Source organism: Amycolatopsis sp. NBC_00355, assembly GCF_036104975.1.
GTDB lineage: Bacteria > Actinomycetota > Actinomycetes > Mycobacteriales > Pseudonocardiaceae > Amycolatopsis.
In genome coordinates this window covers 7,731,282-7,745,548 of sequence record NZ_CP107982.1, presented here as the reverse complement: position 1 = coordinate 7,745,548, position 14,267 = coordinate 7,731,282, and the positions used below count along the sequence as shown (strand labels likewise).

At 70.0% G+C, this 14,267-nt stretch carries 15 protein-coding genes and 1 tRNA gene; 9 read left to right on the top strand and 7 right to left on the bottom strand.

The window, feature by feature from the left end:
- Window positions 1-79: 79 nt before the first annotated feature.
- Both OHS18_RS35660 and OHS18_RS35655 read right to left on the bottom strand, forming a co-directional pair.
- Window positions 80-1,213, bottom strand: a complete 1,134-nt coding sequence (locus tag OHS18_RS35660; protein ID WP_328613733.1) for an IS701 family transposase — start codon at window positions 1,211-1,213, stop codon at window positions 80-82.
- Between the two features lie 41 nt (window positions 1,214-1,254).
- A complete protein-coding gene (locus tag OHS18_RS35655; protein WP_328445086.1) occupies window positions 1,255-1,818 on the bottom strand; it encodes a flavodoxin family protein in 564 nt (187 codons plus the stop codon).
- Window positions 1,819-1,898: 80 nt separating this feature from the next.
- Between OHS18_RS35655 and OHS18_RS35650 the strand changes: the two genes are divergently transcribed.
- The 7 genes from OHS18_RS35650 to OHS18_RS35620 all read left to right on the top strand — a co-directional run bounded on the left by OHS18_RS35650 (window position 1,899) and on the right by OHS18_RS35620 (window position 8,221).
- Window positions 1,899-2,315, top strand: a complete 417-nt coding sequence (locus OHS18_RS35650; protein ID WP_328445088.1) for a MarR family winged helix-turn-helix transcriptional regulator — start codon at window positions 1,899-1,901, stop codon at window positions 2,313-2,315.
- Window positions 2,316-2,371: 56 nt separating this feature from the next.
- Complete coding sequence (locus tag OHS18_RS35645; protein WP_328613732.1) at window positions 2,372-3,169, top strand: SRPBCC family protein; 798 nt, start codon at window positions 2,372-2,374, stop codon at window positions 3,167-3,169.
- Between the two features lie 34 nt (window positions 3,170-3,203).
- Entirely contained in the window at window positions 3,204-4,307 is a 1,104-nt protein-coding gene (locus OHS18_RS35640) for a sensor histidine kinase (RefSeq protein WP_328613731.1), read from the top strand.
- Window positions 4,304-4,945, top strand: a complete 642-nt coding sequence (locus OHS18_RS35635) for a response regulator transcription factor (RefSeq protein ID WP_328445094.1) — start codon at window positions 4,304-4,306, stop codon at window positions 4,943-4,945. The genes OHS18_RS35640 and OHS18_RS35635 overlap by 4 nt, the downstream gene beginning before the upstream one ends.
- Before the next feature lie 40 nt (window positions 4,946-4,985).
- Complete coding sequence (locus OHS18_RS35630; protein ID WP_328613730.1) at window positions 4,986-6,191, top strand: FAD-dependent monooxygenase; 1,206 nt, start codon at window positions 4,986-4,988, stop codon at window positions 6,189-6,191.
- A gap of 162 nt (window positions 6,192-6,353) precedes the next feature.
- Window positions 6,354-7,991 carry an acyl-CoA carboxylase subunit beta gene (locus OHS18_RS35625; RefSeq protein WP_328613729.1) on the top strand — a complete coding sequence of 546 codons (1,638 nt, stop codon included), beginning with the start codon at window positions 6,354-6,356 and terminating at the stop codon, window positions 7,989-7,991.
- Window positions 7,988-8,221: an acyl-CoA carboxylase subunit epsilon gene (locus tag OHS18_RS35620; RefSeq protein WP_442874303.1), complete on the top strand. Its 234-nt coding sequence runs from the start codon at window positions 7,988-7,990 to the stop codon at window positions 8,219-8,221. Before OHS18_RS35625 ends, OHS18_RS35620 begins: the two co-directional genes overlap by 4 nt.
- On the opposite strand, the gene OHS18_RS35615 is transcribed toward OHS18_RS35620, so the two are convergent.
- The 5 genes from OHS18_RS35615 to OHS18_RS35595 form a co-directional block, all read right to left on the bottom strand.
- Window positions 8,214-9,596, bottom strand: a complete 1,383-nt coding sequence (locus OHS18_RS35615; RefSeq protein WP_328613728.1) for a hypothetical protein — start codon at window positions 9,594-9,596, stop codon at window positions 8,214-8,216. The two genes, OHS18_RS35620 and OHS18_RS35615, sit on opposite strands and share 8 nt — an antisense overlap.
- Before the next feature lie 133 nt (window positions 9,597-9,729).
- A complete protein-coding gene (locus OHS18_RS35610; RefSeq protein ID WP_328613727.1) occupies window positions 9,730-10,170 on the bottom strand; it encodes a MarR family winged helix-turn-helix transcriptional regulator in 441 nt (146 codons plus the stop codon).
- Window positions 10,171-10,179: 9 nt separating this feature from the next.
- On the bottom strand, window positions 10,180-11,073 hold the full coding sequence (locus tag OHS18_RS35605) for an LLM class flavin-dependent oxidoreductase (protein ID WP_328613726.1): 894 nt from the start codon (window positions 11,071-11,073) through the stop codon (window positions 10,180-10,182).
- 72 nt (window positions 11,074-11,145) lie between these two features.
- Window positions 11,146-11,547 carry a hypothetical protein gene (locus tag OHS18_RS35600; protein WP_328613725.1) on the bottom strand — a complete coding sequence of 134 codons (402 nt, stop codon included), beginning with the start codon at window positions 11,545-11,547 and terminating at the stop codon, window positions 11,146-11,148.
- Between the two features lies 1 nt (window position 11,548).
- On the bottom strand, window positions 11,549-12,172 hold the full coding sequence (locus OHS18_RS35595; protein ID WP_328618638.1) for a nucleotidyltransferase domain-containing protein: 624 nt from the start codon (window positions 12,170-12,172) through the stop codon (window positions 11,549-11,551).
- Between the two features lie 206 nt (window positions 12,173-12,378).
- Between OHS18_RS35595 and OHS18_RS35590 the strand changes: the two genes are divergently transcribed.
- Both OHS18_RS35590 and OHS18_RS35585 read left to right on the top strand, forming a co-directional pair.
- Window positions 12,379-12,447: transfer RNA gene (locus OHS18_RS35590), tRNA-OTHER, on the top strand.
- A gap of 103 nt (window positions 12,448-12,550) precedes the next feature.
- Window positions 12,551-14,134 carry a TROVE domain-containing protein gene (locus OHS18_RS35585; protein ID WP_328613724.1) on the top strand — a complete coding sequence of 528 codons (1,584 nt, stop codon included), beginning with the start codon at window positions 12,551-12,553 and terminating at the stop codon, window positions 14,132-14,134.
- The last annotated feature ends 133 nt before the right edge of the window (window positions 14,135-14,267 follow it).

Here is a 14,267-nt window from a genome sequence, read left to right as displayed (position 1 = left end):
CAGATGTGGTCGGCGGCGTCGGTGACACGCAGGACGAGCTTGGTGAGCAGGCGCCGGATCTCCGGTAGCGTGAACCCGATCATGCCTGGCTCGGCGACACCGATTCCCCTTTTATGACAAGGGATCGTGAGACAGCGAGCCAGGCATGGGCGAGCATCGACAGGGTGATGTGGGCATACCAGGCCCGCCAGGACCGGACCTGATACTGATCGAGGCCGGCCTCGTTCTTGGCCTGCTGGAAACACTCCTCAATCCGCCACCGGGCCCCGGCGATCCAGGCCAGATCCAGCAGTGTCGAGCGGCGGGGTCCGTAGCAGACGTAGTAGGCGATCTCGGTCGGATCCGAGAGTGAGCGGCGGGCGAGCAGCCAGTGCCCGCGGCCGGGCTGCCAGCCGATCCGGATCGGCACCCGCGCCCAGTCGTATTCGCGTGGCCCGTGGGCGCCGGCCCCGACCGACAGCCGCCGCCAGGCCCGGGCGGGCAGGTCCGCGATCAGCTCATCAGCCCGTGCCTCGCGACCGCCGGTGGTGACCAAGGTGTCGTTGACCTTGGTGGCCAGCACGTGCGCGGCATCGTGGGCTTCCAGCCACAGCCGCAAGTACTTGACCTGCCCATAGGCCTCATCGGCGGTGACCCAGGCGAAGGGCACCTTCGCGGCGAACGCCCGGGCCAGCATCGCCATGGCTTGGCGGGGTTTGGTCTCGAACTCGGTCCCGTCCGGGATTCCCGCCCGCCGGCATCGGTCCGGGTCGGCGATCCAGGGCTCGGGCAGATAGAGCTCCCGGTCGATCAGCACGTGCCCGTGAGTACCGGCGTAGGCCAGGAAGGTTCCGATCTGGCAGTTCTCGATTCGCCCGGCGGTTCCGGAGTACTGCCGCTGCACTCCGGCCGACATCTTGCCTTTCTTCAGGAACCCGGTGTCGTCCACGATCAGCACGCCACCCGGTTCGCCGAGGTGCTCGATGACGTAGTCGCGAACGTCGTCGCGGACGCCGTCGATGTCCCAGTCCGCCCAGCGCAGCAGCCGCTGCATCCCGTCCGGTGACACCTCGCCGGCCTGCTCAGCCAGCGTCCAGCCGTTCTTCCGCTCCAGGCCCGCGACCAGCCCGGACACATACTCCCGCGCCCGGGCCCGCGGCTCCGACCGCGCGAACCGGCCCGCAATCCGCTCATGCACCCGGTCCAGCTGATCCATCACCACATCGACCACCACAACGATGATCTACCACATCACCACTAACTGCCGTTGCAGTACTAGGCGGTGACGAGGTCCGCGCCGGTGAAGAAGGTCGACGCGGCGGTCATGGCCGAGCCGTCGAGCAGGACGTCGCCCGGGCGGCTGCCGTTGCCCAGCAGGACGCCGCCCCAGTTCATGCCCAGGTACTCCGCGCACAGTTCGAGGGTGCCGATCAGTGGCTGGGCCTCGCGCGCGGTCTCGCTCAGGACGCTCACGCCCCACAGCGACTTGCCGGCCATCCGCGGCTTGAACTCGACCGGCAGGCGCATCCAGCCGGACCAGTAGTCCAGGTACAGCTTCACGCTCGCCGCGACCGAGTACCAGTACACCGGCGACACGATCACGATGTCCGTCGCGGCGAACGTCGCGTCCATCAGCAGCTGCTCGTTCCCACCCGGCGAAGGGTGCTCTCCGGCACCGTGACGCCGGTCTTCGAACGGCGCCAGCGGCACCTCGGGCAGCCGGATCCAGCGCTGGTCCGCCTCGCGCGGCAGTTCCCTCGCGGCCCGCCGGGCCAGCATCTCCGTGTTGCCCCCGGCCCGCGCGGCGCCGACCAGGAACAGGAAGCTGCGGTCACTCATGATCAAGTCCCTCCAGTTACTTGCATGTACATATAAAGAGTGTCCCTGCAGGTATCCTGAAGTCAAGAGGAGGTCGCGAGATGACCGTCGACGAACAGGCCTGGGGCCGCGTGCTCGTGCTGCACGCCCGCATCGAGCAGGAGCTGGGCAAGGCGCTGCACCGCCGCCACGGGCTCGGCCTGTCCGAGTACCGCGCGCTCGGCAAGCTGGCCGCGAACCCCAAGGGCGAACTGCGGATGCAGGAGCTCGCCGAGGCGATCGGGCTCAACCAGAGCTCGGTCAGCCGGATGTGCGCGCGACTCGAGGACGCCGGCCTGACCGTCCGCGACCTGTGCGAAGACGACCGCCGCGGCGTCTACTCCGTGATCACCGAAGCCGGGCGCAAGCGCTACGCCGAGACCGAGCCGACCTACGGCGACGTCCTGCGCACCGCGCTCGACAAGGCCGCGAGCGACCCGGAACTGGCCACCGCGGTCTCGGCCGTCCGCAGCTCTTGACCCTCATATTCCACAGTGGTTATATAACGGCACAGGCAACCTGACGGGAGGACGCCGTGTCCGGACGCGCGAAGCTGCAGACCGTCGACGAACGCCCCGCGCTCAGGCTCGAACGCCGCCTGAAGCACGCGCCGGAGAAGGTCTGGCACGCCCTCACCGACCCGGCCGAGCTGGCGCACTGGTTCCCGGCCGCGGTCGACGTCGACCTGCGGGCCGGCGGCGCGATCCGGTTCACCTTCCCCGGCGCGGACGACTCCACCACCGGGCAGGTGCTCACCGCCGACCCGCCACGCGAGTTCACCTTCGTCTGGAACGACGACACCCTGCGCTGGCTGCTCTCCCCGGACGGCGACGGGTGCCTGCTGGAGTTCACGCACACCTTCGGCCGCGGCGACCCGGCGATCGCGCGGCTCGCCGCGGGCCGCACCGCCACCGGCTGGGACGTCTGCCTCGACACCCTCGACGCCCGCCTCGCCGGGGAGACGCACAAGCCGCCGGAGAACTGGCACGCGCCGATGGCGTCCTATGTGGACGAATTCGGCCTCGGTGACGGCGAAGTCCTCGAAGACGGCACCATCCGCTTCCGCCGCGACCTCGTCTGGAAGCCCGCCGGCGAAGTCCGCGTGCTGCTGCCGGACGAACCCGGCTGGCACGTCGTCCACGATCCCCTCGAAGGCACCCGCGTCGAGTTCACCGAGGCCCGCGAAGACGACGTCGCCGCGCAGCTGGCCCGGCGGCACGAGCAGCTCGACCGGCTGTTCGCCGCCACCCACGGCGTCGACCTGCCGGACTGGCCGGCCGACCGCGCCGAGGCCATGCGCAAGCACTACGCGGAGCGTCCGACCCAGGGTTGACGCGCGGCGCGGACGTCCGCATTACCTTCGGTGCATGCGAATCCGCGTGGTGCTCGACGTGCTGACGGCCGTCGTGCTGGGTTTCGGCGCGGGTGGCAACCTGGCGGCCGGCGCGTGGGCGCTGCCGCCGTGGCTCCCCGAGTGGCTCGGCTGGACGATCCTCCTGGTCAGCGTGGTCCCGATCGTGCTCCGGCGGTGGTGGCCGCTGGCCAGTTACGTACTGAGCCTGGTGCTGGCCGCGGCCGCCGTCCCGATCGGCGGGCCGGTGTTCGGCGTCGCCGTGGTGGGCGCGGGGTGCGCGCTCTACGTCGTCGTGATCCGGCTGGACAGCCTGATCGTCCGGCTCGGGTTCGCGGCGGGCCTGGTCGAGCTGGGCGTGCTGGCCTTCTCGGTACCGAACCCGAACGCCTCCACGACGGTGAACTTCAGCGCGACCGCGCTGATCGTCGGGTACGCGCTCGGCCTCACCGTGCGCGCCCGGCGCGAACACGCTGCGAGCGAGCGGGAAAGCCATGCGCAGCAAGCGGTTTCGGCGGAACGGCTGCGGATCGCGCGCGAGATGCACGACGTCGTCGCGCACAGCATGAGCCTGATCGCGGTGAAGGCGGCGGTGGGCAACCACGTCGCCCCCGACCAGCCCGGCGAGGCGCGGGAAGCGTTGCGCGTCATCGAAGAGACCAGCCGGGAGTCGCTGGCCGAGCTGCGGCGGATGCTGAGCGTGCTGCGTGATGGCACCGGCGTCCCGGCGCTGGCGCCCGTCCCGACGCTCGCCGACCTGCGCGCGCTCGCCGGACGCGCCGAGCAGGCGGGCCCGGCCGTCGACCTGGTCGTCGAAGGCCTCGACGAGCTGCCGGGCGGCGTCGGCCAGTCGGTGTACCGGATCGTGCAGGAGGCGCTGACCAACGTCGTCAAGCACGCGGGCGCGGCGACGTGCCGGGTCCGCGTCACCGGCGAGGAGGGCGCCGTGCGCATCGAAGTGCTCGACGACGGCCGCGGCGGCTCCGCGACGCCGGGCCACGGCTTGATCGGGATGCGCGAACGCGTGGCCGTCTACGGCGGCGAGTTCGGCGCCGGTCCCGGCGAGCACGGCTTCCGCGTCTTCGCGCGCCTGCCCTACGACCCGGCGGTGGCCGGATGACCCGCGTCCTCATCGCCGACGACCAGGCGTTGCTGCGTGGCAGTTTCCGCGTACTGGTGGACAGCGCGCCCGGGCTGACGGTGGTCGGCGAGGCGTCCGACGGCGTCGAAGCCGTCGCGCTCGCCCGGCACGAAAAGCCGGACGTCGTGCTGATGGACGTCCGGATGCCCGAGATGGACGGCATCGAGGCGACCCGGCGCATCTGCGCCGAAACCGAGGTGCGGGTGCTGATGCTGACGACGTTCGACCTCGACGAGTACGTCTACGCGGCCCTGCGCGCGGGCGCGAGCGGCTTCCTGCTGAAGGACACGCGCCCGGCGGACCTGCTGGCCGCGATCGAGATCATCGCGAACGGCGACGCGCTGCTGGCGCCGTCGGTGACCCGACGGCTGGTGGCGGAGTTCGCGCGGCTGCCGTCCGGCCCGGTGACGCGCCTGGCGGGGGTGACGGCTCGCGAGCAGGAGGTCCTGACGCTGATCGCGCGCGGCCTGTCGAACGACGAGATCGCGGAGCGGCTGCACCTGGGCATCGCGACGGTCAAGACCCACATCGGCCGCTTGCTGCACAAACTCGCGGCCCGGGACCGGGCCCAGCTGGTGATCGCGGCGTACGAGTCGGGCCTGGTCCACCCCGGCTGAAGCCTGCGAACGGCTACGGTGGGTTCAAGGGAGGTACACCTTGAGTCGCAGCATCCTGATCTCCGGTGCCAGCATCGCCGGTCCCACGCTCGCTTCCTGGCTCGCGAAAGCGGGCTGGGAGGTGACCGTCGTCGAACGGTTCGACCACGTGCGTGAACAGGGCCAGAACATCGACGTCCGCGGCGTCGGGCGCCAGGTCATCCGCCGGATGGGCCTGGAGGACGCCGTCCGCGCCGCGCACACCGGGGAGACCGGCACGGAGTTCGTCGACGAGCACGGGCGCGCGATCGCATCCTTCGCCGGCGGCGAAGACGACACTTCCGGCGGAACGGCCGAGCTGGAGATCCTGCGCGGTCAGTTCGCCAAGATCCTCTACGAGCACTCGAAAGACGGCGCCGAGTACGTCTTCGGCGACCAGATCACCGCGCTGCACGACGACGGCTCCGGCGTGGACGTCGAGTTCCAGCGGGGTCCGAGCCGCCGGTTCGACGCGGTCGTCCTCGCCGAGGGCCTGCGCTCACGCAGCCGCGCGCTGATCATGCCCGACGCGCACATCCACGAACTGGGCCTCTACGACGCGTTCCTCGCGATCCCGCGCACCGCCGACGACACCGACCGGTGGCGCGTACTGGCCTGCGGGCGCGGGCGGATGCTCTCGCTGCGCCCGGACAACCTCGGCACCACCCAGGCGTCCCTGAGCTTCATCTCCGACGTGCGAGGCCTGGACCGGCTCAGCCGCGACGACGTCGTGGCGATCCTGCGGGCGACGTTCGCCGACGTCGGCTGGGCGGCCCCGCGCGTGCTCGCCGAGCTGGACAACGGCTCCCTCTACTTCGAGGACATCGGGCAGGCGAAGCTCGACACGTGGAGCCGCGGCCGGGTCGCGCTGCTCGGCGACGCCGCGCACTGCGCGTCCCCGGTCAGCGGCATGGGCACCACCCTGGCGCTCGCCGGCGCCTACGTCCTGGCCGGGGAGCTCGCCGGCCACGACGATCCGCGCGACGCCTTCGCCCGCTACGAGCAGGTGCTGCGCCCGCTGGTCACGAAGGCCCAGCAGCTCCCGCCCGGGGCGCCGAAGATCGCCCACCCGCGCAGCCGGCTGCAGCTCACCGCGTTCCGGACCGCGGTGCGCGTGGCCGCGTCGCCGCTGCTCGGCCGCGTCTCGGGGCTGGCGGGCAAGTTCATGACACCCCCGGCCGAGGCGATCACGCTGCCGGAGTACCCGATCCCGGCGGCCGATTCGTAGCTCAGCCCACCGCCCGGGTGAACCGAGGCGCGACCAGCACCATCGAGATCGACGTCACGCGATCGCGCGTCACCAGGAAGGTGGACACGGATCGGCGGGAAGGTCATGGACGTTGCCTACGCCACACGCGAAGTGACCGGCAAGTAGCTAAGCTCCCGTGGCATGAGCAGTGCGACGGAGCCGCTCGGGACGCCGCCCGAGGATGAACCGGACATCCACACCACGGCCGGCAAGCTGGCCGACCTGTATCGCCGGTACGACGAGGCGGTGCACGCGGGCTCGGCCCGCGCGGTGGAGAAGCAGCACGCCAAGGGCAAGAAAACCGCCCGCGAGCGCATCGAGCTGCTGCTGGACGAGAACTCGTTCGTCGAGCTCGACGAGCTGGCCCGGCACCGCTCGACCAACTTCGGCCAGGAGAAGAACCGGCCGTACGGCGACGGCGTCGTCACCGGTTACGGGACCGTCGACGGCCGGCCGGTGTGCGTCTTCAGCCAGGACGTGACGATCTTCGGCGGCAGCCTCGGCGAGGTGTACGGCGAAAAGATCGTCAAGGTGATGGACCTCGCGATCAAGACCGGCCGACCGATCGTCGGCATCAACGAGGGCGGCGGCGCGCGCATCCAGGAGGGCGTCGTCTCGCTCGGCCTCTACGGCGAGATCTTCCGCCGCAACGTGCAGGCGTCCGGCGTGATCCCGCAGATCTCGCTGATCATGGGCGCGAACGCGGGCGGGCACGTCTACTCCCCCGCGCTGACCGACTTCGTCGTGATGGTCGACGAGACGTCGCAGATGTTCATCACCGGCCCGGACGTCGTCAAGACGGTCACCGGCGAGGACGTCACCTTCGAGGAGCTCGGCGGCGGCCGCACCCACAACACGAAGTCGGGTGTCGCGCACTACCTCGGTTCCGACGACGAGGACGCGATCGCCTACGTCAAGGAACTGCTCTCCTACCTGCCGCAGAACAACCTGTCGGACGCGCCGGTCTTCGAGCCGTCGGACACGCCGCCTGGGTTCTTCGAAGACGTCACCGACGCCGACCGCGAGCTCGACACGCTCATCCCGGACTCGCCGAACACGCCGTACGACATGCACGAGGTGATCAACCGCGTCGTCGACGACGGCGAGTTCCTCGAGGTCCACGAGCTGTTCGCGCCGAACATCATCGTCGGCTTCGGCCGCGTCGACGGCCAGAGCGTCGGCGTCGTGGCGAACCAGCCGACGCAGTTCGCCGGCTGCCTCGACATCGACGCGTCCGAGAAGGCCGCGCGGTTCGTCCGCACCTGCGACGCGTTCAACATCCCGGTGCTCACCTTCGTCGACGTCCCGGGCTTCCTGCCGGGCACCGACCAGGAGTGGAACGGCATCATCCGCCGTGGCGCGAAGCTGATCTACGCCTACGCGGAGGCCACGGTCCCGCTGGTCACGATCATCACGCGCAAGGCGTTCGGCGGCGCGTACGACGTCATGGGCTCCAAGCACCTCGGCGCCGACATCAACCTCGCCTGGCCGACCGCGCAGGTCGCGGTGATGGGCGGGCAGGGCGCGGTGAACATCGTGCACCGCAAGACACTGGCCAACGCGGCGAACGAGGACAAGGACGTCGACGAGCTGCGTGCCGAGCTGCTCCAGGAGTACGAGGACACACTGCTCAACCCGTACGCGGCGGCCGAGCGGGGGTACGTCGACTCGGTGATCGTGCCGGCGCACACGCGCGGGCACGTCGCGCGGGCGTTGTCGCTGCTGCGCAACAAACGCGAGTCGCTGCCGCCCAAGAAGCACGGGAACATCCCGCTGTGAGCGAAGCTGTGAACGACGAAAAGCAGCGTCCCTTGCTGCGCGTGGTCCGGGGCAACCCGAGCGACGCCGAGCTGGCGGCGCTGACGGCGGTCGTCGCGGCCGCGTCGGCCGCCCGCGCTCCGGAGAAGCCGAAGCCGCGCACGTCGTGGTGGGGCGACCACGCAGCTTCACTGCGTAGGCCGCACCACCCCGGCGAAGGCGCTTGGCGCGCCTCGGGTCTGCCTAGCTGACGTTCAGCGCGGTGTCGTCCACGATGAACGACGTCTGCAGCTGCGAGCCCTCGACGCCGCTGAAGGCGAGTGTCACGGACTGACCCGCGTACGCGGACAGCGAGAAGCTTCGCTGCTGGTACCCGCCGGCCGCGTTGAGGTTGCTGTACGTCGCCAGCGTCGTGCTGCCCGCCTTCACGGTCAGCTTGTCGTACGCCGTCGTGCCCGTCTCGGCGGTGGTGATGCTGAGCCAGAACGAGAACGTGTACGACGAGCAGCCGGCCGGCGGCGTGACGGTCTGGCTCAGCGTGTCCGTGTGGGCGGTGCCGTAGCCGTCGAGCCAGGCGTTCCACGAGCCGCTGCGGGCGGGCGCGTCGGAGGCGTGCTGGCCGATGACGCTCGCCGACGCCGTCCAGCCGGTGTTGCCCGATTCGAAGCCGGGGTTGACGAGCAGCTGGCCGGCGCTGCAGCCGGTCGGCGGCGGGGTGGTCGTGCCACTGCCCGCGAGCCACGCCGTCGCGTTGAGGCCGAGAGCGGCGTTGTCGGCCGTGGAGTCGGTCCAGCCGTTGTAGAGCGTGTTGCCGGACTGGCCGGTGCCGTCGTCGATCGTCGAGCTGTCACCCCAGATCGCGACGCGGCCCGAGCCGAACGTGCTCGTCACGAAGAAAGCGTTGGTGTTGCCCGGCGACGACGTGCTCAGGTACGCGAGGCCCTTGACGTCCGGGTTGTCGGCAGGCTTGAGCGTGAACGTCGTGCCGTTGGCGATCAGGCTCTTCTTCACCGCGCCGAACGAGCCGTTCAGCACCGGGTTCGACGAGTCGGTGATGGCCACCGGATGATCGCTGGCGACGTTCTTCAGGTCGACCGAAAAGCCGAACGGGTCGGTGTTGTCGACGCCGTTGTTCGTCATCAGGTCGTTGATGATCTTCGGCGAGTCCCAGCCGTCGTTGTTGCGGTCGCTGCCGGTGTGGTCCGAGATCAGGAACAGGCCGCCGCCGTTCTGCACGAACTTCAGCACGGCCGTCTTTTCGGCGGCGCTCAAGACGACGTTCGGCTCCGGCAGCACGAATTCGTCGAAGTTCTTGAGGTCCAGCGCGTTCGACGTGCCGTAGGTGATCGTGTTGCCCGCGGGCAACGTCTTCAGGCTGTACTGCCCGGTCTTCTGCAGCGCGACGCCCCACGCCGAGAGCGCGCCGGTCCAGTCGCTTTCCTTCTGCGGCGCGGAGTTCTGCCCGGTCGGGTCGGGCTGCGACGTGCCGATGATCCAGTCGGCGTTGCCGGCGGTCTCGGCTTTGGTGTTGTCGAAGAGGATCCGGTGGGTGACGGCGGCGTGCGCGGGAGTGCTCAGCAAACCCGCGGCGAGCGTGGCGACAGCGAGCGGAATGAGGCGCTTCATAGGTGCTCCTCGGCGATGGGACCTGGGCGACATCACTGTGACGAGCGAAGAAGAGGTCCTCCCGGCGGTAGGTGCGAACCAGCCGGTGAACTTCCGGCAACGTACCCCCGCCACGCCCCGACGAAAGTCGGGATCAGCGCGCGTCGAGGAACACCGTCGGGACCTCGTTGTCCTGGACCACGCGCCCCAGCAGCGTCGCCAGCAGGTCGCGGTCCGCCGCCGGCAGGCCGGTCGCGAGTTCTTCGACCCGGCGGCACGTCGCCGCGTAGAAGTCCTCCGCGAGCTCGCGGCCTTCGCCGGTCAGGACCACCTGCACCGCGCGGCGGTCGTCCGGGACGGGCTCGCGGCGCACGAGCCCGCGCCGGACCGCGCGGTCGACCAGGCCGGTGAGGCTGGACTTCTCGAGGCCGAGGGTCGCGCCGAGGTCACCCATGCCGTACGGCTGCGCCATCAGCACGCACAGCAGCTGGCCCTGCTGCACGGTGAGCCCGTACGAGCGCGCGGACTCGGCGTAGACGGCGTTCACCAGGAACGACGACCGCACGAGTCCGGCCACCACACCGAGAGCCTCCATCAGGCCAGCCTACTTCGCGACGGCCTCGCGCACGGCGGGCGCGATCTCTTCCGCCCAGCGCGCGACGTCGTCGTTGGTGGGCGGCCGGCCACCGGGCCCGAACAGCACGAACCCTTCGGCGTGGTGCTCCAGAACCGCGCCGGTCAGCTCCTCGACCCACTGCGCCGGCGAACCGCCGATCCACCGGCCGTCGTCACCGCGGGTCTTCGTGAGCGGCTCGGCCGTGATGCGCCCGGGGAAGTTGTAGACGGTGACGACGTCCGCGGGATCGCGGCCCGCGTCCTGCGCGGCCTGATCGAGCACCGGCCTCGACGTCCGGTAGCGCTCACTGAGCCAGTCCGCGGCGTGGCCGGGCATCCACCCGTCGGCGACCCGCCCGGTGACGGCGAGCGACTTCGGCCCGACCGAGCCGGTCCACACCGGCGGGATCTTTTCTCCCGCGGGCGCCAGAGCGGTGACCTGGTAGAACTCGCCGTCGAAGGTCACCGGCTCCCCGCCGCCGCCGAGCTGTTTGACGAGCCGGATCCCCTCTTCGAACGCGCGCACGGCGTCCCCGGGGCTGAGCTTGCCGACACCGAGCCGCGCGATGTCGTCCCAGAGCCCGCCGGCACCCATCCCCAGCACGATCCGCCCACCGCTCAGCGCGGACAGCGACGTGACGGTGCGAGCGAGCATCGGCGCGGGCCGCGTCGGCAGGTTGGTGACGCTGACCAGCCCGGAGATCCGTTCGGTGCGCCCGAGAACAACCCCGATCTCGGCGTAGGCGTCGAGGCGATCGGCGTAGTACGGGTGATCGGAGACGGTGAACAGATCAAGCCCGCCGCGGTCGGCTCGGACGGCCTGCTCGACCGTCGCGACCGCGGCGGCCGTCGCCGTCGAGCCGCCGATGCCGAAGAGCACCATGATTCCTCCCAGTTGTTAGTTCGTGCTACGAACTGACTATACATAGTTCTTACCACGAACTACACAAGAAGGTCAGGATGACGAGCCCCGCCGGGCTCGCAGCAGGAGGGCCTCCGCGTTGCGGCCTGCCCGCTTGAACTCTTCCGCCGTAGCCGAGGTGTGGCTATAACCCGCCTTGGTCTTCAACGCCAAGAGCGCCCGCAACGCCCGAGCAGCGTCCTTGTCCACCCTGCCCAGGAGTTCCACCGCTTCGTTATGGCTTTCTCCCTGGGCATGCTCACCCAACCCGGCGCAGCAGAGAGCATCAGCGACCGCGATACCCGCGTGCACACAAAGTGTCACGTAAGCGTCCCCGATCTCGCTGGGGTCTTGCTCCTCGACGAGATCCCGAACCAGGCCTGCCACCTCCCAGAACTGCTCAGCCTTCGCAAGGCGGCCACGCAAGATCTCCTGGCTACATCTCTTGGTTCGCACTTCAGCTCTTTCTCTTTCGCACCTGCCCGGCCAGCCAGGCGTGACGGCCGGCAACGGTGAGCCCCTCGCGCAGCACGTCGGCGAGAACCGGCTCGTCCCGGCCGCGGCTCGCGACTTCGGCCACGGTGAATTCAAGGACCCGGGCGTCATTACCCGTCCAGCGGGAGACATCGGCAGCCAAGGCGTCGACCTGAAGGGCCCAGCGATCTTCGTCGGCGCCGTCCGGCCGAACCAGCAGCAGGTCGATGTCGCTCTCGACGGTCATCGAGCCGCGCGCGGCCGAACCGAACACCGCCCCGTACCTCGGTTTCGGCTTCCAGGAATCCAATGCGGCTTCGATGCGCGCCAGCAGCTTTCCGCGCAACCCCGCCAGGGCGGCAATGTGCTCCGCGGCGAGGTGGTCGTGGTTGAACCGGTAGGCGAAGGCGTTACCGACACGGTCGGCCCGCACGATCCCCTGCCCGGTCAACCGCTGAAGAACTTTCCGGATCCCCTCCTCCGAGTGCCTGCCCAGGATCCGGTGCAGCTGACCGGTCGTGAAGGTCACCTCGTTGCCCGCCAGCACAGCGAGCACGTCACCGTCCAGTGTCGGCGTCACCGTGGCCAGTGGCCTGTTCAGCTCCATCACGCTCTCACAATGTCTGTACTATAGTACGGGTACTCGTACTATAGTACAGGTATCTCGGCCGGCGAAAATCAGTTTCCGAGGCCGGCGCCACTTGCTACCTTCACTTCAGACGCACTCCCGGTGCGAGGCCCACGGTTACTTCTTGCTGTAAACGAGAAACCGCGAGCCACAACAGATCTCGGGAGCCACGACTTCACCAGTGCCCGGTGCGCAGGCGAGGGTTACTTCCACTCCTAATGGGCAGGTTGGGGGTTCGAATCCCTCCCGGACCACTTCACGGTCCAGTAGCTCAACGGCAGAGCAGCAACCGTACCTTCACCGACTTCGATCTCGGGCACTGCTGTGGTCGTGGCTCCCACCACAAAGGGGGGAGAAATGACCAAGTTCAACACCGCACGCGCGCCCGCCGCGACCTCGCCGGTCCGTGGCGAGGCCACGCCTTCCGGCGTCACCCACCAGGGCGGCGCCGGGTACGCGCGCGACACGCGGTCCGAGCTCTTCCTGCTCGCCGTGACCAACTTCGTCGGCGAGCACACCTTCTACGAGACCGCGACCACGCGCGACACCCGGTACGCCGAGCTCGTGCAGCGCGCCACCCTTGAGGATCCACAGTGGACGGCGCGGTTCCTGCGCTGGCTGCGCACCGAAGCGAACCTGCGCACCGCGGCGCTCGTCGGCGCGGCCGAGTTCGCCAAGGCGCGCCGGGACGCGGGACTCGAGGGGCTGGCCCGCCAGGTCGTCGACAGCGTGCTGCAGCGGGCCGACGAGCCCGGTGAGCTGCTCGCGTACTGGACTTCCGTGCACGGCAAGAACGTGCCGAAGCCGGTCAAGCGCGGCATCGCCGACGCGGCCGCGCGGCTGTTCGACGAGCGCGCTTCCGTCAAGTGGGACTCCGCGACGCGGGCGTTCCGCTTCGCCGACGTCCTCGAGCTGACCCACCCGGTCAAGCGCGACGACGCCCAGGGCGCGCTGTTCCGGCACGTCCTCGACGAGCGGCACGGCCGCGGCAACGCCGTCCCCGAAAGCCTCGCCGTGCTGCGTGCGCGGGCCGAACTGCTGTCGTGGGACGCCGGCCGCCGCCGGGCGCTGTTCGACCGGCCGGACGCGGCGGACGTGCTGCGCGGCGCGGGCATGACGTGGGAGTCGGTCGCCGGCTGGCTGCAGGGTCCGCTCGACGCGTGCGTCTGGGAGGCGCTGATCCCGTCGATGGGGTACATGGCCCAGCTGCGGAACCTGCGCAACTTCGACGAGGCGGGCGTCTCGGACGACGTCGCGCTGCGGGTCGCGCGGCGGCTGGCCGCGCCGGCGCAGGTCGCGAAGTCGCGGCAGCTGCCGATGCGGTTCCTGTCGGCCTACCGGGCGGCGCCGTCGCTGCGGTGGGCGTGGGCGCTGGAGCAGGCGATCTCGCACTCGCTGGCGAACGTGCCGGAGCTGCGGGGCCGCACGCTGATCCTCGTCGACACGTCGGCGTCGATGAACGCGGGCTTCAGCAAGGACGGCAGCCTGATGCGCTGGGACGCCGCCGCGGTGTTCGGGCTGGCGCTCGCGCGGCGGTGCGCGGACGCGGACGTCGTGTCGTTCTCGAGCCGCTTCGGGCCGCGGCCGGGCTCGAAGGTGTTCAAGCTGCGCAAGGGCGGTTCGCTGCTGTCCGACGTCGAGAGCTGGAAGTCCGGTGATTACTTCATCGGCAACGGCACCGACACCGAGGCCGCGGTGAAGAAGTACTTCGCGCGGCACGACCGCGTGGTCATCCTCACCGACGAGCAGGCCTCGTACGGCGACGTCGGGCCGGCGCTGCCCGCCCAGGTGCCGCTGTACACGTGGAACCTGGCCGGGTACCGGCTCGGCCACGCGCCGTCCGGGACCGCGCACCGGCACACGTTCGGGGGCCTGACCGACCAGGCGTTCCGGATGATCCCGCTCCTGGAAGCGGGCCGGAATGCCGACTGGCCCTTCTGAGAGAAGCCGTGAGGGGCACCTTCAGGGACGCTGAGTCCCTGAAGGTGCCCCTCACGGCATTTTCACGCCGTGTACGCACGGTCACAGAAATCGCCGTGGACTGCCGGATAGTCTGCGCCGTATAGTCCACGTG

Bases quoted from the DNA above. Each gene is read 5' to 3' on its own strand.
- OHS18_RS35655 (WP_328445086.1), bottom strand. From the start codon at position 1,818: ATGAGTGACCGCAGCTTCCTGTTCCTGGTCGGCGCCGCGCGGGCCGGG.
- OHS18_RS35650 (WP_328445088.1), top strand. From the start codon at position 1,899: ATGACCGTCGACGAACAGGCCTGGGGCCGCGTGCTCGTGCTGCACGCC.
- OHS18_RS35640 (WP_328613731.1), top strand. From the start codon at position 3,204: ATGCGAATCCGCGTGGTGCTCGACGTGCTGACGGCCGTCGTGCTGGGT.
- OHS18_RS35635 (WP_328445094.1), top strand. From the start codon at position 4,304: ATGACCCGCGTCCTCATCGCCGACGACCAGGCGTTGCTGCGTGGCAGT.
- OHS18_RS35625 (WP_328613729.1), top strand. From the start codon at position 6,354: ATGAGCAGTGCGACGGAGCCGCTCGGGACGCCGCCCGAGGATGAACCG.
- OHS18_RS35615 (WP_328613728.1), bottom strand. From the start codon at position 9,596: ATGAAGCGCCTCATTCCGCTCGCTGTCGCCACGCTCGCCGCGGGTTTG.
- OHS18_RS35610 (WP_328613727.1), bottom strand. From the start codon at position 10,170: ATGGAGGCTCTCGGTGTGGTGGCCGGACTCGTGCGGTCGTCGTTCCTG.
- OHS18_RS35605 (WP_328613726.1), bottom strand. From the start codon at position 11,073: ATGGTGCTCTTCGGCATCGGCGGCTCGACGGCGACGGCCGCCGCGGTC.
- OHS18_RS35595 (WP_328618638.1), bottom strand. From the start codon at position 12,172: ATGGAGCTGAACAGGCCACTGGCCACGGTGACGCCGACACTGGACGGT.
- OHS18_RS35585 (WP_328613724.1), top strand. From the start codon at position 12,551: ATGACCAAGTTCAACACCGCACGCGCGCCCGCCGCGACCTCGCCGGTC.